This window comes from Parasphingorhabdus litoris DSM 22379 (assembly GCF_020906275.1).
In the GTDB taxonomy this organism is placed as follows: domain Bacteria; phylum Pseudomonadota; class Alphaproteobacteria; order Sphingomonadales; family Sphingomonadaceae; genus Parasphingorhabdus; species Parasphingorhabdus litoris.
On sequence record NZ_CP086727.1, the window covers coordinates 280,715 to 300,302 of the forward strand.

Below are 19,588 nucleotides of genomic sequence, written 5' to 3' on the forward strand. Positions count from 1 at the left end.
TTTGAATTGAATTCAATTCAAAAATTCATTATCTGCTAAGGTGAGATTGATTCGCTAAGGAGGCCATGATGAATGTTGCGGGCACGATCGAAACCAACAACGTAGATCTGACACCCTATCTGAACGGACGCAGCTTCGAGGACGCGTGGGATCAGTTTCAGGAAGAAGGCTATGTCATCTTTGAAAATGTGCTGACGCCTGAGGAGCTGGAGACACAGCGGGCGGCGCTCAAACCATGGATTGATGCGGACATTCGCGGTCGCAATAATTTCGAGGGATCACAGTCCAACCGAATCTATGCCATGCTCGACAAGGATCCTGTTTTTGGCGACCTGATCTCCCATCCCTTGCAACTGGCTTTTGCTGAGCGGGAATTGGGCGCGAGTGTTTTGCTTTACGCTAGCCTGGCGATCAATCTGCATCCGGGTGAAACCCCGCAGCCATGGCATTTCGATGACAGTCATTGCGGCCTTGCCCGTCCGCGCGAACCGCTTTCCATGTCAACATTCTGGTCGATCACCGACATGACGGAAGATAACGGAGCCACCGAAATTATTCCGGGCAGCCACAAATGGGGCGAGGAACAGCCTGATGGTGCGAATAATGCCGATGATTTTGTGACCGGGCGGATTGATGGCGATGGCAAAAGCACGGGTAATCATGTGCAAGCCATTAAAGCGATCATGCCCGCCGGATCATTGATGATCGCCAAGGGTACCCTGTGGCACCGTGGCGGCGGCAATGATTCCGATGCGCCTCGTCTGATTGTCACGCCGCAATTTTGCAAAGGCTGGTGCCGTCCGCTGGAGCAGCAATTGCTCGCCGTTGCGCCCGAGAAAGTGGCCAAAATGCCAAAGCGTGTGCAGGAATTACTCGGCTATAACATCCACCTGCCCTTCATGGGTTATGTCGATGGCATGCATCCAGCGAAGCTGTTACAGTCCCACCAACATGCCAAGTGACCATATCACAACCGCCGTGCTAGAGGCGCAGATTTGAACGCGCTCGAAAGTGACGCGCCGCTGATCGTCTATGTCGACATCAAGAGCCCCTATGCCTTTGCCGCGATCCGGCCAACGCTGGCACTGGAGAAGTCGCTCGGGATGCGTTTTGACTGGCGGCCACTGACACTCGATATCCCAAGCTATCTCGGCTCGGCGCGCAAGAAAGAGGGGAAGGTCGTCGAGAGTACACGCAGCACCAGCCAGTGGAGTTGGGTCAAATATGCCTATCGCGATGCGCGCCGCTATGCCGAGCGGCAAGGGTTGATGCTCAAAGGCACTGAGAAGATCTGGGATTCATCCATTCCCAATATCGGGATTTTGTGGGTCATGCAGACGGCAAGGGACCGGCTCGGCGATTATTTCGAAGCGGTCTATCCGCCGTTCTGGCGACGAGAGCTCGATATTGAAGATATGGCGGTAGTTGAGGCCTGTTTGCAAAAGGCCGGAATCGATTCGAGCGGGTTTGCAGAATTTGCGCTAGGCGAAGGTCGCGCAGAACATGACAAGCTTCAGCCACAGCTGCACCCCAGCGGCATATATGGTGTGCCAACTTATGTGATTGACGGCACCATCCTGTTTGGCCGCGAACATCTGCCTTATGTGCGCTGGCATTTGCAGGGGCGGGAAGGGCCTGCGCCGGATATTGCCTATGAGATTGATGATCATAAGGCACAACCATGCTGATCCTCTATATCGATTTCAAATCGGCGGCGTCCTATCTGGCGCTTGAGCCGACATTGGAATTGGCGCAGGAATCCGAAATCACCATTGATTGGCGCCCATTCTCGGTGCGACCTTTTTCTGTTCCGGTGGAGCAGGATGAGGAAACGGTTGGTGAGCGTCATCGCCGCGTCCGTGCGGCGGCCCAGCGAGATGTTCACCTGCACTATGCGGCGGTGCAAGGGCGGAACATGCATTTTGCCGATACGCCAGCCGGGTCGGATGCCGCGTTGGCAGCATTGGCCGTGATAGAAGGTGATCCTGTGCCGTTCATCCGTGCCGCCTTTGCGGCATACTGGAGCAAGCAGGCGGACTTGGCCGATGAAGCTGTGGTTGAAATACTGCTACGATCAGTCGGTATAGACCGGCCCGACTGGCAAAAAGCAAAAGCAGAAATGGCCTCCATTCGATCCAAAGCCGAAGAATCGGGAATTTTTGAGGCACCCTCTTATCTGATAGCGGACCAGCTTTTTCTGGGCCGCGAACATCTGCCGTGGATACGGTCGCTTATCGCGGCAGAGCAGGGCGACTAAATCCCACTCTTTTCTTGCGGAATCGGGAATCACCGGCTAAAGGGCTGGTGCTTTCCGAAATCATGCATATATCCGATCCCAGTCGACAGACTGACACCCGGAGTTTATGCCGGGTTTGGGGAAATAGAAATTTAGGAATCGAACCATGGCGAAAGTCAATCCCGGCGAATTTATGCGGCAAGTCCGCGCCGAAAACAGCAAGGTTGTATGGCCGACATGGCCAGACACGGTCCGCACCGCGATCATGGTGTTGATTATGACCACGATTTTGGCGCTGTTTTTCCTCGCCATCGATTCGGTTTTCAACGGTGTCGTTGGTTGGCTCCTTAATCTCGCCAAGGGCGGTTAAACCCTCGCGAAACGTAATTTAGAACAGGTTATTTATAGATGGCACGCTGGTATATCATTCACGCTTATTCAGGCTTTGAGCATAAGGTCAAAGAAGCCATTGAGGCGGATGCCAAGCGTCTGGGTCTGACCCAGTTGGTTGAGGAAATTGAAGTCCCGACCGAAACCGTGACCGAAGTCCGCCGCGGCAAGAAAGTCCAGTCGGAGCGGAAATTCTTCCCCGGCTATGTGCTCGCGAAACTGCAGATGACCGATGATGTCTATCACTTGGTCAAGGATCAGCCGAAAGTCACCGGTTTCCTGGGTACCACCAAGCCGCAGGCGATTAGCGAAGCCGAGGCAGCACGCATCCTCAACACCAAAGAGGAAGCCGCCAACGCGCCGAAACAGCGGATCACCGTCAACTACGAAATTGGCGACCAGATCAAGGTGCTGGATGGTCCGTTTGCGAGCTTCAACGGTATTGTCGAAGAACTGGATTTCGAGAAAAACCGAGTCAAAGTATCCGTATCGATCTTTGGCCGCGCGACCCCTGTCGAACTTGATTTTGAACAGGTTGAAGTCGCGAAGTAGGAGATTTGGTGGCTTGCCACCGGATAGAACCCCAGCGGCTTTGAGCCACTGGATTACCCCCGGCGGCTTTGCCGCCAGGACACCAACGCGGGAGGATGATTTTCGGATCATCTGTTTGACCGCTTAATTTGAGGGCAAAGCAATCATGCGGAGCCCGATAGAATGAAAGGACAGCCAAATGGCTAAAAAAATTGATGGCTACATCAATTTGCAAGTACCTGCCGGTATTGCAAATCCATCCCCGCCAATCGGCCCAGCATTGGGTCAGCGCGGCGTTAACATCATGGAATTCTGTAAGGCGTTTAACGCGGCTACAGACAAAATGGAAAAAGGCGCACCGATCCCGACCAAGATCACGGTCTATGCGGATCGCAGCTTCACCTTTGAAACCAAGACACCGCCTGCCAGCTATATGATCAAGAAATTGACCAAGCTGAAAAAAGGTTCTCAGGAGCCTGGCAAGGAGGTCGCTGGTACGATCAAAACGTCACAGCTGAAAGAAATTGCCGAAGCGAAAATGGCTGATCTCAATGCCAATGACATTGATCAGGCGATCAAGATCATCGCCGGCAGCGCCCGCTCCATGGGCATCGAAGTGGTGGAGGGATAAGACATGGCCAAACTCTCTAAAAAAGCAAAAGCGATCAACGAGAAAGTCGACCGCGAGAAACTGTACAGCATTGATGAAGCCATCAAGACGCTGAAAGACCTCGCTTCTTCTTCAAAATTTGATGAAACGCTGGACATCGCAATCAACCTTGGTGTCGATCCGCGTCACGCTGACCAGATGGTTCGCGGCGTGATTTCCCTTCCTGCCGGCACCGGTAAAGACAGCCGCGTTGCCGTTTTCGCCAAGGATGCAAAAGCAGACGAAGCGAAAGAAGCTGGCGCAGATGTTGTTGGTGCAGAAGATCTGATGGAAACCATGCAAGGTGGTGACCTGAACTTCGACCGTGTCATCGCAACCCCGGATATGATGGGCGTCGTTGGCCGTCTCGGTAAGGTTCTTGGTCCTAAAGGCTTGATGCCCAACCCGAAACTCGGCACGGTAACCCCGAACGTCGCGCAAGCGGTCAAGGACGCCAAGGGCGGCCAGATCGAATATCGCGTTGAAAAAGCGGGTATCATCCATAACGGCATCGGCAAAGCGAGCTTCAAGGAAGCAGATCTGCGCAAGAATTTCGATGCTCTGGTGAACGCGGTTGTCAAAGCCAAGCCAACCGGTGCGAAAGGCAAATATGTCAAGAAAATCGGTCTGAGCTCGACCATGGGTCCTGGCCTGAAAATCGATCTCAGCGAGATTGAAGGCGCTTAAACCGACTCATTTTCGTCATCCTGAACTTGTTTCAGGGTCTCTGGAGTTTTGCTCCAACCAGGTGAGATGCTGAAACAAGTTCAGCATGACGAGTGTTAGAAAATTAGGAAAAAGGCCGGGATCGCTCCCGGCCTTTTTTATTGGCACCCTCCATCGGGAGGGCAGCAAGATTAGAATTTGGCGCGAACACCAAGACCGACACCGAAAGATTCTGTGTCATCACGCAGATTGGCATTGAAGCCATTGCTGCCGTCGGCCACAAAGCGGCGCGTAAAGTCACGGCGATAGACTTTGGTATAGCGCCCTTCCGCGAAGATATCGAAGCGTTTGCTGGCCTTTACGGTTGCGCCGATTGCGTTGAACGTCACCAGGCCGGTGGGGTTTCCGTCCACTTCAAAAGTCGGGGCGGTCGCGACGCCATTATTCGGGAAATAATTGATATCCGCATCCACTACGCCAATGCCAATGCCGCTACCTAAATAGGGGATGACCTTTTGGTTGGGTGACCAGACAATGTCATTGTAGAGCGCAGCCGTTGCTGTGAAACGGTTTATGCTGCCACCAAATGTCTGATTGCCGCCGTTAAATGCGCCGCCATCCACATCTGCTTCCGCGTAGCTGACTTCCACTTCCACGCGGGGCTTCAGAAAAGAGATGAGGCCGTTTTTGAATTGATAGCCAACTGCACCTCTTAAGGCGAAACCAGTGTCATACTCCACGTTCACATCAGCAGGAGCGCCGGCAACACCTGGTACTCCGGCAGCAGGGTTTTGGATACCGACAAAATCGCTGTCATTCAAAAATTCTGCTGCGGCAGATGCAGACAGATAAAATCCTTCTTCTCTGTCATTCTCAGATTGGGCGTGGGCCTGAAACGAAAAAAGGAAACAGCCAGCCAAACCGGTAAGAGCGACAGAGTTGCGAAGCATCTTGTTATAATTCATGTATATTATCTTTCTCGGTGCAATCACGCGCACCATTTTAGTTGAGGGACAGAGAGCCTTTCGGAGTGAAACGGCATCCGGTTACACAAGGTAAAAATAAAGGAGAGGACATGCAGAATAAGACACATGAAGGCTCTTGCCTCTGCGGTGCAGTGCAAATCTCTATCGCTGGCGAACTGCCCCAACCAGATGCCTGCCATTGTTCGCAATGTCGCAAACAATCAGGCCATTATTTCGCGTCCACCGATATACCGGAAAGCGCGCTGACGATTGAGGGTGAAGATAACATATGTTGGTACCCATCCTCCGAAAAAGTACGGCGCGGGTTTTGTCGAATATGCGGATCGACGCTATTTTGGGATCCGATCCATCATGACAAGATCGCGGTGGCGATGGGTTTATTTGACGGTGCCACGGAAACCAGTCTGTGGAGTCATATTTTCGTGGCCGATAAAGGTGATTATTACAATATTGAAGATGGCGTGTTGCAGAAGGATCAATAGTCTCGCGACCCAATTGCTTCCCAAAGCGCTTGACATCCGGGCCATTCCCGCTAATGCGCTTTCACAAATTGCGGTTCCGATAAAGAATCGTAATTTCCGTCCGAGACAGCCGGTGAGAGGAATCTGCCTCTCTTAATTTCCAGCCTAGACGGGGATCAGTTTTTTCGTGAGGAAACTCACGGGTTAGCAGTCAGCGTTTTCTAACGCGACCAAGCAACCAAAACCCCCCTTCGGATTATACAGAACTGACTTCGGTTGGTTCTTTCGCTCGTCATTCCGGTTCGCACCGGATTGGCGTTTTTGAAGAAAGCGGATTGCGCCTCAAAACGCAATCCTCGTGAAGGAGCAAAATATGGATCGTGGTCAAAAGACCGAAGCCGTTACTGCGCTAAACGCGACTTTCAAGGAAGCCGGGGTTGTTGTGGTTACACGCAATCTGGGTCTTACTGTGGCTGAGTCCACGGAACTCCGCGGAAAAATGCGTGAAGCTGGTGCAGGCTTCAAAGTCTCAAAAAACCGCCTTGCCAAACGCGCTCTGGAAGGAACCGACTATGCTCCGATAGCAGATATGCTGTCCGGCCCAGTCGCTCTTGCCACATCGGATGATCCGGTGGCGGCTGCGAAAATCGCAGTCGAATTTGCAAAGTCTAACGACAAGCTTGAAATCGTTGGCGGCGCAATGGGTGACACCCTTCTGGACGAAGCAGGCGTTAAGTCCCTGGCTTCCATGCCTTCTCTTGATGAACTTCGCGGTACGATTGTTGGTCTGCTTGTTGCGCCACAAACGAAAATCGCACGGGTTGTCAAGGAACCAGCAGGAGCCCTTGCACGCGTAGTCGGCGCTTATGCCGCTGCGGGTGAATAACTAACCAACGCTTCGTCATCCTGAATTTGGTTCAGGATCTAATGGCGCGGCAATTGTCTCAAGAGATCCTGAAACAAGTTCAGGATGACGAGATGGAAATTTAGAATTTGGAGTATATTGAAAATGGCTGATATTGCTAAATTGGTTGAAGAACTGTCGAAACTGACCGTTATGGAAGCGGCTGAACTGTCCAAAGCTCTTGAAGAAGAGTGGGGCGTATCTGCTGCGGCTGCTGTAGCAGTTGCTGGCCCAGCTGCTGGTGGCGGCGAAGCGGCTGCAGAAGAGAAAGACGAATTTGACGTCATTCTGACCGGCGACGGCGGCAAGAAAATCCAGGTGATTAAGGAAGTACGTGCGATCACCTCTTTGGGTCTGACCGACGCGAAAGCTCTGGTTGAGGGCGCACCGAAGCCAATCAAAGAAGGCGTTGCCAAAGCAGAAGCTGAAGAGATCAAATCCAAGATCGAAGCAGCTGGCGGTACGGTTGAACTCAAGTAATAGGTTCACCGAAACAAGCCATCTGGCTTGTTAAAAGCATCAAGGGGCGGTTTCCGACTTGGAAGCCGCCCTTTTTGATTTCAGCTTGCTAGCAACCCATTTTTGAGCAGCGTCGACGGCTTTTTGTTTTGAGATTTCAAAATCAGGAATGACTCCAGTTCCTTCCCAGTTGCCGCCGGTATGCGGGCTAAAGGGCCGCGTTTCTGGGACAGCTATGCGCCAACCACCGGTTACGGGAACCGCATCCCCCAACATATGTGCACCCCCTCCACTTGGAGAACCAAAAACAACCGCGCGCCCTTGCGCCTGCAGCGAATAAGCAACCGCCTCCGGAGCAGAAAATGTACTTTTGTCAACGATGATGGCAAGCGGCCTCTCGGTCCCATATCGAGGCCATTGCAGGGACGGTTCCTTGAGATCAGGCTTTTTGCCCTGCCGTGTTTCGCGGTGGAGCGGGATTGCTGATCCCGGGGCCATGAAGGTCCATTGAACCGGCCATTCGGTTTCCGGTGATCCGCCTGGATTCTGGCGCAAATCTAGGATCATGCCATCACTGCCGCTCACCAGTTCGAACGCAGCCGCAATTGCGTTCCTCGCAGTTGCAAGCTCAAAAAAGTCAGTGAGATGAAGATAGGCAATATTGTCTTTCATCCGCTCCAGGCGCCTTACACCAAAGCCTCTGGTCGGTGCGCCTTCTCGCCATTTTTCTAACCAGTCATCATCTCCTGCGGCTGAGGAATCGGGCGCATATTCGACGAAGACATGGCCATCGTTTAAGATGGCGCGCAATTGCTCCGTCATGTGCTTGGCGAAGGCCTTGCTGTTGCTGCAATGCTGGTAGAATTTTCCCTGGCTCAATTGGTGCATGACAATGGCCGAAGATCGTTTCGCGACATCTGCAAGTACATATTTCTGGTCGATAGCAGCAGCCATTTCTGTAACGGCCTGACGTTCATCGTTGCAGTCTGCTGGTACTGGCTGCGTCGATAATAGTATCGCTAATATCATGAGTGCTGCCTTTCCTCGGTAAAAACTGTTTGAATCCGCTCTGCGAAATTTGACCGATCCAGGGCATCATCGATGGCATCAAGCTGTTTCATAAAATCAGGAGCCGCTTCAGCCAGCAATGTTGCTGCGGCTTGGTCAACGATCTGCGATATAGATGAAACCTGTTCCAATTTTTCAGAGCCTGCGGCGGTAAGATGTAATATTTTGCTGCGCGCATCCTTTGGGTCGGCCTTGCGTTCCAAATAACCGGCCTCTTCCATCGCGCGCACCACCTGAACCATGGCGACATGACTTTGGCCGAGCATCTTTGTTGCATCACGGCTGTTCATTGGGCCGCGATCATGGAGCAGCATACCAAGCGCAAACCAGCGTTGCTCAAAACCAATTTCGTGGCGGTAAACCTCGGTTACATTGCTGTTTAGGCGCTCGAACAGGCGTCTGATACGAGTACCAAGTGTTTTTATTCCAGCGTCCCGCAGATAGTCATGCGTCATATATGTAAGTTGTTACATATATTTTTGAATGTCAAGGCAGTTTGATGACCAACCGTGCGCCAATAATATCGAGACCCGGATTTTGATTGCCGTTAAATATCTGCGCATGGCTGACATGAACCCAGCTGGCTTCAAGATCTATGCGTTCAGAGAGCTGCACTCCAATGGCCAATTCCGGTTCAAACAGAACGCGCGACCCCAATTGGGTTTGTGTGCCATCGCGAGCAAAACGTTGTGATGGGCCATCATGAATGGCCAGACCGATGCCAGGACGAAGATAAAACTTGCTTCCGATTTTCCAGCTCAGTCCAGCGGCGACCAGGCTGGTATCACCTGCGCTGTTGATTGATGCAAAAATATAGGGCGACGGTGCACCGATTGCGGATAGTGCTTCTATCCGTTTGCCGCGATAGCCAGCCTGAAAATCGACGCCTTCCTCATCTGTCTTGAAGGATAGGGGTGTGTCGACCTCATGGGCAGCAACACCAACAAATATCTCTTGTGCCGCCACTGGCTGCTCTGCTGCGAACCAAGCCACGGCCGCCAAAACCAAAATATAGTAACTTTTCATAGATGCGGCCTCCCGTCGCCGCGTGATCGCCCGATTCCGATCTGATAGGAATGGCTATAGATTTGGTTAAACGTTTAGGGAAGCAGCCCAGATGCTCAGTCTCTTATTGGGCCAGCAGGATTGATAGATATTAACGCCTCCACGCTTGTTCCGATCGCCGCGAGGCTCTGCATGCCGAATATCCATTCGGAGCATGATTTTCTTGTTAACTTTATCCCAACCCTCCTGAACTAGGTTCCCGGCAGAGAGTGTAAAACTGAGTAAACGGGACGCAAATGGGAGAGACGATTACACTGCAGCGACTGCTGGAGATGCAGAGGAAGGTGTGGAATTTCAAGATCAACGCTGATCAAGAAACCACAGAACTCGTCGCACGTGAACAGCTCAAGTCTTTCGGACAGATATCGCGCATCGGTGCGTTGATAGCACTGCCGCTGACCATCTATGCCCTCGTTTTGCTGTTCACGCATGCCAATGTCGGCTTTATCGCAACGGCCTGTTTCTATATTTCTATTTCTGCTTTTGTCAGTGTTCGCAACTTCCGCAGGCAGGCCAAGCTTGATATTGACACCGCGGATTGGGAATCTATCCTGAAAGACATTCGTGTTGAAAGCATAATCAGCAGCATCGGTTTTTCCTGCGTTCTGGCAATCCCGGTTGCCTTTGGTCAGGTTCCCTATAGCCTTGACATAGCTATTCTTGCTATGGGTGGACTGGTTGTCGGCGGTTTTGTTTTTGGCAGTGTACCGCGCGCACAGACTTATAATCTTTCGATCACCACAATTTGCTATGCTGGCGCATTCATTGCTGCTGATGGCCTTGGCGGCATCAGCACCGCCATATTGCTGGTCTTTTTTGCGATCTGCATTGATTATATTTACCGGATGTTCTTCTTCAACTTCGTGCAACGCCACCTTCATGCTGCCAAGCAAAAGGATGCGGCCGAAACCGTCCGGCTTTTGCTGCACGACTATGCTGAACAAAGCTCGGATTGGTTGTGGGAAGTCGATGCTGATCTTTTGATCGTCAATCCGTCGGCGCGTTTTGCGACAGCAGTAGACATGGAAATCAGAGATTTACGCAATTTGCCGTTAATCGATCTGTTTGAAGATTCGACCGAGCGCAATCAGCTTGCCCAGTCTCTCGCTTCGGGTAAGGCGTTTCGTGATATTCATGTGCCGATCAAAATTCACGGCCAGGAATGTTGGTGGAAGCTTTCCGGTCGGCGGATCAAGACAGCTGATGGCGAGAGCCAGCATATACGCGGCGTGGCGGCTGACATTACCAGCGCGAAAAAAGCAGAGGCGCGGGTTGCGCATCTTGCTCATTTCGACAGTCTGACTGATCTTCCCAACCGCGCACTATTTAATCAGTCGCTGCAGCGTTCGATCGCACGGATGAAGAATGATCAGAACCTGGCCGTGCTCTATCTCGACCTTGATCATTTCAAGGCGATTAATGACACATTGGGGCATGGTGCGGGAGATCTGGTGCTGAAAGCAGTCGCCAATCGCCTGGAGAAAAATATCGGGATTGAAGACGTGGTCGCGCGTCTGGGCGGCGATGAATTTGCGGTATCGTTGCGTAATGTCGATTCGCGTGAAGAAGTCATGCGGGTTGCTGCCAATATTATCGAGAAGCTTTCAGAGCCGGTGATGGTCGAAGGGCAACCGGTTACCACTGGCGTTTCCATTGGTATCGCGCTGGCCCCGGATTGCGGCAAAGACGGCGAAGAACTGATCAAACATGCCGACATTGCTCTCTATCACGCCAAGGAAAATGGGCGAGGCTGCGCCTCAATGTTTGAACGATCCATGCATGAAGCCGTGCAGGACCGGCGCAATATAGAAATGGACTTGCGTGCGGCGTTGAAACGTAACGAGCTGGAGCTTTATTATCAGCCGCTCGTCAACATCGATTCCAATGAGACGATTGGATATGAAGCCCTGCTACGCTGGAATCACAGCAAAAAGGGCATGATTATGCCGGACGTGTTTATTCCGGTGGCAGAAGATACAGGCCTTATTGTTCCACTTGGTGAATGGGTTGTTCGGTCCGCCTTGCATGAAGTCGCGAAATGGCCAGAGCATCTCAGTGTTGCGGTCAACCTGTCACCGACACAGATGCGCAGTCCAAACCTGGTGCCAACGATCATTAACGCGCTGGCGGCAACGGGCGTTGCGCCGCATCGTCTGGAGTTGGAAATTACAGAATCTGTATTGATGAACGACAATCAGTCCAACGTCGAATTGCTGCACAAAATCCGTTCGCTGGGCGTGCGCATCGCACTGGATGATTTCGGTACTGGCTATAGTTCGCTTAACTATCTGCGCAGCTTCCCGTTTGACAAGATCAAGATTGACCGTTGTTTTGTTGACGAGGTCGACAGCCGAGAAGATTGCCGGGCAATTATTCGGGCCGTGACAGGATTGGCTTCCAGCTTGGGTATGGTCACAACTGCTGAAGGCGTTGAGCGTAGTGACCAGTTAAGCCAGCTCAAGGAAGAGGGCTGCATGCAAGTACAAGGATATTTGTTCAGCAAAGCGGTGCCGGCGGTCCATGTAGAAGGTCGTGTGGCAGACAGTGCCACATCCGAAATGAAACTGACTGAAATTGGTGAGCAAACGGCTGCTCCAAAGCGGATTAAGGTACCGAAGAAAATCCGGCGCAGAAAGACGGGTTGATCATAGCGCTTCTCGTTTCACTACTGACAATATTGTAAATATTTGATTCTTCGGCGATGCTGCGGTACTATTTGCCTCTGACAAGGACGGTGCCGTGCAGTTTGTTCTGAAAAATATCCTTCATTTCATGCCGCTGATTTTCGGTATCGGCTTTCTGGGCCCATTGCTGGCTCAGATCATGCAAATGCTGGGCTGGCAGGCGCCGCTGGGATTGGCACCACTGACATTGGGATTAATCATCGGCGGCGCATGGGGCGTTTTCGCACAAATCAAGGGGCGCTGGATATGAGCGCTACCCTTGCTGAAAAAGACTTGCGCCAAAAGGAACTGGCAATTGCTCGCAAATATGCCAACCGCCTGCCATGGGAAGCGGTGGCATGGGGCTTGGGCAATTTGCTGGTCTGGCTATCGCTTTGGCCGCTGGTCTTTCTGGATGTCATGCCGCTTTGGCTGGCCTTCATCATTGCGACGTTCAATGTGATGCTCTGCTACCTGCCTTCACACGAAGCGCAGCATGACATTATCGGCCGCAAAGGAACCAGATGGCGTTGGCTTAACGAACTGGTCGGACATGTTTCGACCATTCCGCTGGTGTTGCCCTATCGCGTCGCAAAGCTGACCCATATTCAGCATCATCTGCACGCCAACGATGCTGATCTGGACCCTGATTATAGCAGCAGCGCGACCGGCCCGTGGCACGCCATATGGAAATCAATTCAGAACCGCCAACCGGGTGCCGGTGGCGGCTTCAACAAATATGGTGATGTTCTGCAGGATATCGGTCGTCCTGACGTTCTGGTCGATGGCGCAGTTTATCAGATCGCCCATTTTGCGATATTGATCGGGCTTGCCTGGTCTGGCTATGCCATAGAAGCGGCTTTGCTGTGGTGGCTGCCCCGGCAAATCGGACTGACCTATATTCAGTTTTTCCTTAGCTGGGCACCGCATCATCCGGCCGACAAAGCAGGGCGTTACCGCGACACCCGTGCGTTTAAAAGCAGCTGGGGCAATATTGGTTCCATGGGAATGCAATATCATATTGTACATCATCTCCATCCGTATATTCCGCTAACCGACACGCCGCGTGCCTATCGCGAAATGCGGCATATATTAGAACAGCGCGGTTGCCGGCTGGAGGGGATCTAGACGGTTTGGATCAAGCCTGACCGGTCGGGCGGATCATTAACTCGCCGACACAAACAGACGGCGGTTGGTCCAACACATAAGCAACACTATCGGCCAGGTTTTCCGGTTCGAGAAATTCGAAATTGAACACGCCGCCCATCATCTCGAGGACCGATTGATCCTTGATGCTAGTGCCTAGCTCTGTCTTCACGCCGCCGGGGAAGATGGTCGTGACGCGCACGCCATGGGCGGTCATTTCCTTGCGCAATGTATCGCTCATTGACCGCACGCCCGATTTGGTGGCGGAATAGACAGCGCTGGAAGGGAAGGTTTCCAGCGCGGCGATCGAAGAAATGATGATGATATGCCCGTCGTTGCGCTCGACCATCTGCGGAAGTACGGCGTTGATGCCATATAGAACACCACGGAGATTGACGTCGATCATCCGGTCCCAGTTCTCTACATCGCCTTTTTCCATAAGCGACACTGGCATGATCCCGGCATTGCTGACCAGCGCGTCCACCTGACCGAAGCGTTCTGTCGTCGCGGCGGTCAGTGCTTCCTGATCTTCCCTGCTGCTGACATCTGTGGCGTGGAAGGCGGCTTGCTCTCCTAGTTCCTCGACAATGGCTTGCAACCGATCTGTCCGCCGAGCGGCGAGCATGACATTATATCCGGACTGCACCAATTTGCGGGCAGTGGCTTCGCCGATGCCGCTCGAAGCGCCTGTAACAATAACTGTTCTCATATCCATCTCCTGACCGCTGCTTGAAAACGAGTGTCAATTACGGGAGGTCAACGGGCAATCGACGTTTTTGCTAGGTAGAGAGCTTCAGCCGTATAGGAGACCACTTTTTCGAAAATGGCGGGTTCTTATCGTCTATTCGAAATGATAGGCTTTCCATGTCGATTTTGAAAAGGAGTGATATCAGATCATGACCAAGGCGTTGACCGGAAGCTGTCTCTGTGGCGGCGTGTCTTTTGCGATCAGCGGGCCGCCCGGGCCGATTGGACAATGCCACTGTTCCAAATGTCGCAAAGTGTCGGGCACAAATGGCAATGCGGTCTTCCATGCAACCTACGATAATTTTTCCTGGGAGAGCGGTGAGGATCTGATTTCCACTTACTTCGTGCCCGATGGAAAAGGATGGCATTCGGTATTTTGCAAAATATGCGGCAGCCCGCTTCCACTGGATGGGCAGAAAAGTAAACTATTCTTCGTCCCGGCAGGTTTGCTCGATAACGATCCAGGCCATCGCGGCTATGCGGCGCATATTTTTGTCGGCTCCAAAGCGGACTGGGAAGAGATAGCTGATGAAGCGCCGCAATTTTCCGAAGGATTAGGTTCTGCCAGAGTCGATAAAGACTGAATCCTAAACCGCGCTGACCCAATTGCCATGAAAGCCCGGCGGGATCCGATGCGGGACGTGGATGACCGCTTGCGGCTCACCGGTAAAGTCATTGGCTTTCAGGATCTGCAGCTCGGTTGTCTCATTGTTCATGTCGATCACGAGACCGATAAGCCAGCCATCATCTTCGTCAGCATCAGGTGAAAGGGGCACAAAGACAAATTCGCCCGGATGACGGTTCTCACCGAAATGACGAACCGCCGTTTCGCCGGTTTGGAGATCATGCTTGAACAGCTCGTTGCCAGCCATGTCGAGCTGATCCGGTTCCCCGGCCAGGGCGATGCTGTATATATAACGATAATCGCTGGTCGTCAGCCGCTCATCATAGCGCGGGAATTCCTGCGCGCGGTCGTTGAGGATCTTGCGGTCAACCTTTTTGCTCACTGGGTCAATGGTCCAGCGTTCCAGCCGTGACCACTCGCCGCCGGGACCAAAGGTGGTGCGCGCATAGGTGCTTTCATGCACCACCACATCAACGATGACCTTGCCGTCTTCCGATTCAAATGCATTGGCCGGGTGATAGACATAGCAGGGCTCAACATCGCACCAGATAGTATCTGCGCCAGACCCATTGCGAGGGCACAGGCCTACGCGTGCCTTATGCTCGGGGTTCCAGTCATAGGGGAACGCATAGCCAGCCAGCATCCGCTTCATCGAGAATGTCGCAGGCAGATCAAAGACCAGCACATGATTTTCGGTAATCTGGCAATCATGGATGGATGGGCCCTGTTTTACAGGAATGGGTTCTTCCCGCTTCACCTTGCCATCTGGTCCAAGCACCACGTGCCAGACCGTATCCATGACCGGTGCATCATAACAGATTGCATGCATCTCTCCGGTTTTGGGATCGAGATGCGGATGCGCGGAAAAGGCATTGTGCAAAGTGCCGTCAAAAGGATTGTGCGCCACCGTTTCCAGCTCGTCGGTCAGCTCAACCGGAAAGCCGCCGGCTTCGACAATCGCAAAAGTCCGGCCGCCAATTTCTACAATATTGGTATTGGCGGTATCGGTCCGTGGTTTGCGGGTGCCGGGTTTGCGTTCTTCACCAAGTCCGTCGCTCACAGCGTTGGAGCGGATCCACCGGTTGCGATACCATTCGGCTTTGCCTTCTGTGATGCGAATACCGTGGGCCATGCCGTCGCCGACGAACCAATGGTAGCTGGCTTCATCCGGCGCACTGACCGGGTTGGGGCCAATGCGCAGATAGCGACCGTCAAGCTGGGTCGGGATTTCGCCATCGACCTGCAATTCGGCCAAGGTGACTTCTTCCGTCATCGGTTTGTGAATACCGGTCAGATAAGGATGACCACCTTCCGGTGCTTTCATCCGCTTGCGATTGAAATTTGCGACCGCGCCCATGACCGGAGTCACGGCTGAACGGATGGTATTTTCGATGACAGAGGCCATAATATTGCTCCTTCAGTTAAATCTTATGTCGGCGAGTGTAGCGGCAGCCATGGCCAGCAATATAAGACCGCCGACATGAGGACGCCGCAGCGCCGCGAGATTGCCAATTCCCGACAATGCGAAAATGAACGCCGCCGTCAGTGGCAAAAGATCGCCGCCATCCTGCAGCCGGTTGACCAATACCGCCAGTGCCAGCGCAGCCCATGCGATAGAGGGTATATGAAATACCGCCCGGATAATATCCCGTTTGGGGCGGTCCGCGAGAAATCCGTTACCATGATCACGGTAAAGCGGAGCCAGCAAAACGCGCTCGCTGAGCACGGAATGCGCGATCGCGACAATGATGCCGAGCAGGGCAGTAATGATTGCATAAGCCAGCATGGTCGCTTGATCCTTCCCTTGGCAAACCGACTCACTATGTTTATGCTGTTAACATGAATGCAAATGCTAACAGTGTCAACATCAAATCGGGCGTCCGGGAATCGGGCGGCTATCACCATGGAGATTTGCGCGCCGCTGCAATTGCTGCCGGGATGAAAAAGATTGATGAACAGGATCACCCCGATCTCGGTCTGCGCGCACTGGCCCGGGACCTGGGTGTCTCGGCAACGGCGCTATATCGTCATTTTCCCAATAAGGATGCGCTGCTGGATGCGCTGGCTCTCGAAGGATTGAATCGGCTGGGCGCGCATCAGGCTCAGGCAGCCCAATCCGTTGGCGGTGGCCGGGAGGGCTTTGGCGAGATGGGTGTCACCTATGTACGCTGGGCTGTTGAGCATCCGGCTTTGGTACGCCTTATCTATGACCGCGTCGGCAAAGTGGATCTCGCAGGAGGCAACCCAACCAAGATGGGTGAAGCTTTCTATCAACTTCGTGCGGGCATAGCGGCGACGATGCCAGAAGATATTACGCCTGAACAGCGGGCGACGGCGACACTTCATGCCTGGTCATTAGTCCATGGCTTGGCAATGCTGATCCTCGATGGTCAGGTGGAATATGATGCTGAGATGATCCGCAAAGTCGTAACGCTGGCGGACTTTGGGTTGCAATAGGTCCTAAGCAGATCGAACGCCTTTAATGGCCAGATAAAGGGCGGTCGCGACTAAAGCGACAAGATTTGATGCCATGAAGCTAACCGTTACGGTGCTATGTCCGACTATCAGAATAAAGTCGCGCAGAATAATGGCCGTTGAAACAAACAAAGAGGCAAAAAGGCCCCAGCCAGCGATCAATCTCGGTATCAGGCCGGATTTCAAAAAGAGAAAGAAAAAGCCCGCTTTAGACACGCTCGATAAAATCAGGGCGAGGTGGAAGGAAGTATAATCTGACGTTGCCTGCAAGCCGGTTAACAATAGTCGCTGCGATTCACTGGCCATTTGCGCATACGCGATGTCGCCTGCCAGTTCCGCCGCATTCATGTTAAACACAGCACCCGACAAGGTCAGAATGGCTGCCGCGATGCTGACGACAAAACTCCATCCCGCGAGCAGTTGACCAGTTGGACGCAAAAGCAGAAATAGGCCAATACCAATTGCGGCCTCCAGACCAAACATCAAGAGTGCGATATAGGATTTGGCACGCAATTGTGTTTCGGCTTCCAGCATATTCTGTGCGGTTGCAGCAACATCTGCCGACAGGTTGATGTCAATGCCATCCGCCACTGTTAGCGCGGTGGCCATCCCAACGAGGATGGTAGCCAGCAGTGTCCCACCCACAACGCGCGCTAATGTCTGAGGGCCGACTTGTGAAAGATTGATCGAAGCTGTCATGTCTATGTGTATTGCTTAAATAATACACCAATGTCAACTGCCGTCGTCATAATGCAATATGTCGCCGGGCTGACATTTGAGTTCCCGGCAGATCGCTTCCAACGTGCTGAACCGGATCGCCTTGGCCTTGCCGGTTTTCAGGATCGACAGATTGGCAATGGTGATACCTACCCGTTCCGCCAGCTCGGTCAACGTCATGCGCTGGTCGTGCAGCAGATCGTCGAGCTTGACCTGGACGGCCATCAGATGGTCCCATCCAGCTCGTCTCGCATATCTGCGCCGCGGTCAAAGACCCGGGCGAGTATGATCAGCAACAGCACCAGCAATATGCCGGTAAGCGAGAGCCCAAATTCGCCCGACACGACCATCTGCTCACCTTCTTTCACTTCGCCGAGAAGGCTGATGATCACGCTGATCAGTGCGCCAAGCACGCCAGACAGGATCTGGATCAGGAATATGGCAATGCCCATGCCGCGCAGGCGCACGCCATTGGTCCGGTTAAACGGATCGCCCTCACGGACGGAAGCCAGGATTTTGCGAAGTCGATCAATAGTGAAATAGCTCAGCAGCATGATCAGCAACAGAACAAACGCAAACCCGGCCGATACCCAAAGTACTGCAGTCGGTGGCACGTTCACAAACTGCTCGCCAACTTCAGCCAATATCTCTTGTCCGAAAATGGCCATGATCGGCAATGACAGGATCAGAATTACAGATGCGAAGATCACCGCCAGGCGAAAAAAGCCGAGCAGCAGGCGTGCCGATTTCAGTACGATATCTTCCTCCCCTTTGGCCGCGATATTTGTCATGATTGTCTCCAGTGATTATTGAATTGCGATATATGTTTCGTTGCTTATCAATATAGATTTATCGATAAACGTCAAGTGATTTATTGATTATCAATAAATTATGGCTTATAAGCCCCTCGTACCGAACCTTTGAACGAGGATATCATCAATGACGCTTATCATGTTTCTTCATATCAGCATGGGCACCATCGCCGTGTTGGCTGGTGCCGCCGCCCTGTTTGTTCGCAAAGGTTCGCGCGTACATCGCGGTATTGGCAATGTGTTCTTCGTAACGATGATGATCATGGCAGCCGCAGGAATCTACCTGGCAGTGGTCCTTCCCATGGCCATTTCGGTCCTGGTCGGAGTTTTCACCATCTATCTTGTCGTCACATCCTGGATGGCGGTCCGGCAGAAAGATGAAGCAGTAAATTTGCTTCACTATGTCGCGCTTGTCGCTGCATTGGGCGTCGCCGCCGGCGGAGTGTTTTTCGGATTGGAAGCGCAGAACAGCCCAGACGGACTGAAGGACGGATTGCCTGCTTTCCCGCATTATTTCTTCGGCGGACTTGCGCTACTGGCCGCGTCCGGGGACGCGGTGATGATCGCCCGGCGGGGTATTTCCGGCAAACTGCGCGTCGCCCGGCATTTGTGGCGCATGTGCTTTGCCTATTTCATTGCCGCCGGCTCCCTGTTTACTGGCCCGGGAGCGACCGCTTTTCCCAAGGCCATTCGCGACACGGGCATATTGTCTGCGCCAGAACCCATCATCCTGTTAGTGATGCTATTTTGGGTGATCCGCGTGCTGGCAACCAAATGGTATGAAGGCAAACCGGTTTGATACCGCTCTACTGTCTCCATTTCCTCCAATAAGGGGCCGGACTTCCCTTGACCGATATCCAACATCTCCCTATATGGGCGGCTCACCACAGATTTCGAGACAGGGCGTGCAGTTGCGCGGCGCGCCAGAAGAAATGAGGTCTGACCGGTTTTCAGGACGCTATGAGCTGCGACTCTCGTCCCCGAAGAA

General features: G+C 52.8%; 26 protein-coding genes. 16 read left to right on the top strand and 10 right to left on the bottom strand.

Annotation, left to right across the window (positions count from 1 at the left end; genetic code table 11):
• Positions 1 to 65: 65 nt before the first annotated feature.
• The 7 genes from BS29_RS01440 (at position 66) to rplA (ending at position 4,493) form a co-directional block, all read left to right on the top strand.
• Positions 66 to 962 carry a phytanoyl-CoA dioxygenase family protein gene (locus tag BS29_RS01440; RefSeq protein WP_229955308.1) on the top strand — a complete coding sequence of 299 codons (897 nt, stop codon included), beginning with the start codon at positions 66 to 68 and terminating at the stop codon, positions 960 to 962.
• Between the two features lie 33 nt (positions 963 to 995).
• Positions 996 to 1,688 carry a DsbA family protein gene (locus BS29_RS01445; protein ID WP_229955310.1) on the top strand — a complete coding sequence of 231 codons (693 nt, stop codon included), beginning with the start codon at positions 996 to 998 and terminating at the stop codon, positions 1,686 to 1,688.
• A complete protein-coding gene (locus BS29_RS01450; RefSeq protein WP_229955312.1) occupies positions 1,682 to 2,257 on the top strand; it encodes a DsbA family protein in 576 nt (191 codons plus the stop codon). The genes BS29_RS01445 and BS29_RS01450 overlap by 7 nt, the downstream gene beginning before the upstream one ends.
• 145 nt (positions 2,258 to 2,402) lie before the next feature.
• Positions 2,403 to 2,606, top strand: a complete 204-nt coding sequence (gene secE, locus BS29_RS01455) for a preprotein translocase subunit SecE (protein WP_207986798.1) — start codon at positions 2,403 to 2,405, stop codon at positions 2,604 to 2,606.
• Positions 2,607 to 2,644: 38 nt separating this feature from the next.
• Positions 2,645 to 3,178: a transcription termination/antitermination protein NusG gene (gene nusG, locus BS29_RS01460; protein ID WP_109354997.1), complete on the top strand. Its 534-nt coding sequence runs from the start codon at positions 2,645 to 2,647 to the stop codon at positions 3,176 to 3,178.
• A gap of 178 nt (positions 3,179 to 3,356) precedes the next feature.
• Positions 3,357 to 3,788 carry a 50S ribosomal protein L11 gene (gene rplK / locus BS29_RS01465; RefSeq protein WP_229955316.1) on the top strand — a complete coding sequence of 144 codons (432 nt, stop codon included), beginning with the start codon at positions 3,357 to 3,359 and terminating at the stop codon, positions 3,786 to 3,788.
• A gap of 3 nt (positions 3,789 to 3,791) precedes the next feature.
• Positions 3,792 to 4,493 carry a 50S ribosomal protein L1 gene (gene rplA, locus BS29_RS01470; RefSeq protein ID WP_229955318.1) on the top strand — a complete coding sequence of 234 codons (702 nt, stop codon included), beginning with the start codon at positions 3,792 to 3,794 and terminating at the stop codon, positions 4,491 to 4,493.
• 170 nt (positions 4,494 to 4,663) lie between these two features.
• Here the strand turns inward: rplA and BS29_RS01475 are convergent, their stop codons facing one another.
• Positions 4,664 to 5,437 carry an outer membrane protein gene (locus BS29_RS01475; RefSeq protein ID WP_229955320.1) on the bottom strand — a complete coding sequence of 258 codons (774 nt, stop codon included), beginning with the start codon at positions 5,435 to 5,437 and terminating at the stop codon, positions 4,664 to 4,666.
• A 110-nt stretch (positions 5,438 to 5,547) separates the two neighbouring features.
• Between BS29_RS01475 and BS29_RS01480 the strand changes: the two genes are divergently transcribed.
• The 3 genes from BS29_RS01480 (at position 5,548) to rplL (ending at position 7,303) form a co-directional block, all read left to right on the top strand.
• Positions 5,548 to 5,940: a GFA family protein gene (locus tag BS29_RS01480; protein ID WP_229955322.1), complete on the top strand. Its 393-nt coding sequence runs from the start codon at positions 5,548 to 5,550 to the stop codon at positions 5,938 to 5,940.
• Positions 5,941 to 6,292: 352 nt separating this feature from the next.
• Entirely contained in the window at positions 6,293 to 6,805 is a 513-nt protein-coding gene (gene rplJ / locus BS29_RS01485; RefSeq protein WP_229955324.1) for a 50S ribosomal protein L10, read from the top strand.
• 123 nt (positions 6,806 to 6,928) lie between these two features.
• The gene (gene rplL, locus BS29_RS01490) at positions 6,929 to 7,303 is read left to right on the top strand and encodes a 50S ribosomal protein L7/L12 (RefSeq protein ID WP_229955326.1); all 375 of its coding nucleotides are present in this window, start codon (positions 6,929 to 6,931) and stop codon (positions 7,301 to 7,303) included.
• 39 nt (positions 7,304 to 7,342) lie between these two features.
• Here the strand turns inward: rplL and BS29_RS01495 are convergent, their stop codons facing one another.
• From BS29_RS01495 to BS29_RS01505, 3 genes are read right to left on the bottom strand one after another with little or no spacing between them, the layout of a single operon-like run.
• The gene (locus BS29_RS01495; protein WP_229955328.1) at positions 7,343 to 8,311 is read right to left on the bottom strand and encodes a S41 family peptidase; all 969 of its coding nucleotides are present in this window, start codon (positions 8,309 to 8,311) and stop codon (positions 7,343 to 7,345) included.
• On the bottom strand, positions 8,308 to 8,805 hold the full coding sequence (locus tag BS29_RS01500) for a MarR family winged helix-turn-helix transcriptional regulator (protein WP_229955330.1): 498 nt from the start codon (positions 8,803 to 8,805) through the stop codon (positions 8,308 to 8,310). Before BS29_RS01500 ends, BS29_RS01495 begins: the two co-directional genes overlap by 4 nt.
• A 31-nt stretch (positions 8,806 to 8,836) precedes the next feature.
• Complete coding sequence (locus tag BS29_RS01505) at positions 8,837 to 9,376, bottom strand: acyloxyacyl hydrolase (RefSeq protein ID WP_229955332.1); 540 nt, start codon at positions 9,374 to 9,376, stop codon at positions 8,837 to 8,839.
• Between the two features lie 275 nt (positions 9,377 to 9,651).
• Here BS29_RS01505 and BS29_RS01510 point away from each other — a divergent pair, with 275 nt between their 5' ends.
• The 3 genes from BS29_RS01510 (at position 9,652) to BS29_RS01520 (ending at position 13,206) form a co-directional block, all read left to right on the top strand.
• A complete protein-coding gene (locus tag BS29_RS01510; protein WP_229955334.1) occupies positions 9,652 to 12,060 on the top strand; it encodes a putative bifunctional diguanylate cyclase/phosphodiesterase in 2,409 nt (802 codons plus the stop codon).
• A gap of 94 nt (positions 12,061 to 12,154) precedes the next feature.
• The gene (locus BS29_RS01515; RefSeq protein WP_229955335.1) at positions 12,155 to 12,349 is read left to right on the top strand and encodes a hypothetical protein; all 195 of its coding nucleotides are present in this window, start codon (positions 12,155 to 12,157) and stop codon (positions 12,347 to 12,349) included.
• Positions 12,346 to 13,206 carry a fatty acid desaturase gene (locus tag BS29_RS01520; RefSeq protein WP_229955337.1) on the top strand — a complete coding sequence of 287 codons (861 nt, stop codon included), beginning with the start codon at positions 12,346 to 12,348 and terminating at the stop codon, positions 13,204 to 13,206. The genes BS29_RS01515 and BS29_RS01520 overlap by 4 nt, the downstream gene beginning before the upstream one ends.
• Positions 13,207 to 13,216: 10 nt before the next feature.
• Here BS29_RS01520 and BS29_RS01525 read toward each other — a convergent pair whose 3' ends face one another.
• Positions 13,217 to 13,933, bottom strand: coding sequence for an SDR family oxidoreductase (locus BS29_RS01525; RefSeq protein ID WP_229955339.1), 717 nt, complete (start codon positions 13,931 to 13,933; stop codon positions 13,217 to 13,219).
• Positions 13,934 to 14,120: 187 nt separating this feature from the next.
• On the opposite strand from BS29_RS01525, the gene BS29_RS01530 reads away from it, so the two are divergent.
• Positions 14,121 to 14,555: a GFA family protein gene (locus BS29_RS01530; RefSeq protein WP_229955341.1), complete on the top strand. Its 435-nt coding sequence runs from the start codon at positions 14,121 to 14,123 to the stop codon at positions 14,553 to 14,555.
• A gap of 3 nt (positions 14,556 to 14,558) precedes the next feature.
• On the opposite strand, the gene BS29_RS01535 is transcribed toward BS29_RS01530, so the two are convergent.
• Together BS29_RS01535 and BS29_RS01540 are read right to left on the bottom strand one after the other, a co-directional pair.
• Entirely contained in the window at positions 14,559 to 16,001 is a 1,443-nt protein-coding gene (locus tag BS29_RS01535) for an 8'-apo-carotenoid 13,14-cleaving dioxygenase (protein WP_229955343.1), read from the bottom strand.
• A gap of 12 nt (positions 16,002 to 16,013) precedes the next feature.
• On the bottom strand, positions 16,014 to 16,382 hold the full coding sequence (locus BS29_RS01540) for a hypothetical protein (RefSeq protein ID WP_229955345.1): 369 nt from the start codon (positions 16,380 to 16,382) through the stop codon (positions 16,014 to 16,016).
• A 53-nt stretch (positions 16,383 to 16,435) separates the two neighbouring features.
• Here BS29_RS01540 and BS29_RS17505 point away from each other — a divergent pair, with 53 nt between their 5' ends.
• A complete protein-coding gene (locus BS29_RS17505; RefSeq protein ID WP_326838487.1) occupies positions 16,436 to 17,053 on the top strand; it encodes a TetR/AcrR family transcriptional regulator in 618 nt (205 codons plus the stop codon).
• A gap of 3 nt (positions 17,054 to 17,056) precedes the next feature.
• On the opposite strand, the gene BS29_RS01555 is transcribed toward BS29_RS17505, so the two are convergent.
• From BS29_RS01555 to BS29_RS01565, 3 genes are read right to left on the bottom strand one after another with little or no spacing between them, the layout of a single operon-like run.
• Positions 17,057 to 17,770, bottom strand: coding sequence for a DUF4386 domain-containing protein (locus BS29_RS01555; RefSeq protein WP_229955347.1), 714 nt, complete (start codon positions 17,768 to 17,770; stop codon positions 17,057 to 17,059).
• A gap of 33 nt (positions 17,771 to 17,803) precedes the next feature.
• On the bottom strand, positions 17,804 to 18,013 hold the full coding sequence (locus BS29_RS01560; protein ID WP_229955349.1) for a helix-turn-helix domain-containing protein: 210 nt from the start codon (positions 18,011 to 18,013) through the stop codon (positions 17,804 to 17,806).
• Entirely contained in the window at positions 18,013 to 18,579 is a 567-nt protein-coding gene (locus BS29_RS01565; protein ID WP_229955351.1) for a DUF2975 domain-containing protein, read from the bottom strand. The genes BS29_RS01560 and BS29_RS01565 overlap by 1 nt, the downstream gene beginning before the upstream one ends.
• A 148-nt stretch (positions 18,580 to 18,727) precedes the next feature.
• Here BS29_RS01565 and BS29_RS01570 point away from each other — a divergent pair, with 148 nt between their 5' ends.
• Entirely contained in the window at positions 18,728 to 19,399 is a 672-nt protein-coding gene (locus tag BS29_RS01570; RefSeq protein WP_229955353.1) for a DUF2306 domain-containing protein, read from the top strand.
• Positions 19,400 to 19,588: the final 189 nt, after the last annotated feature.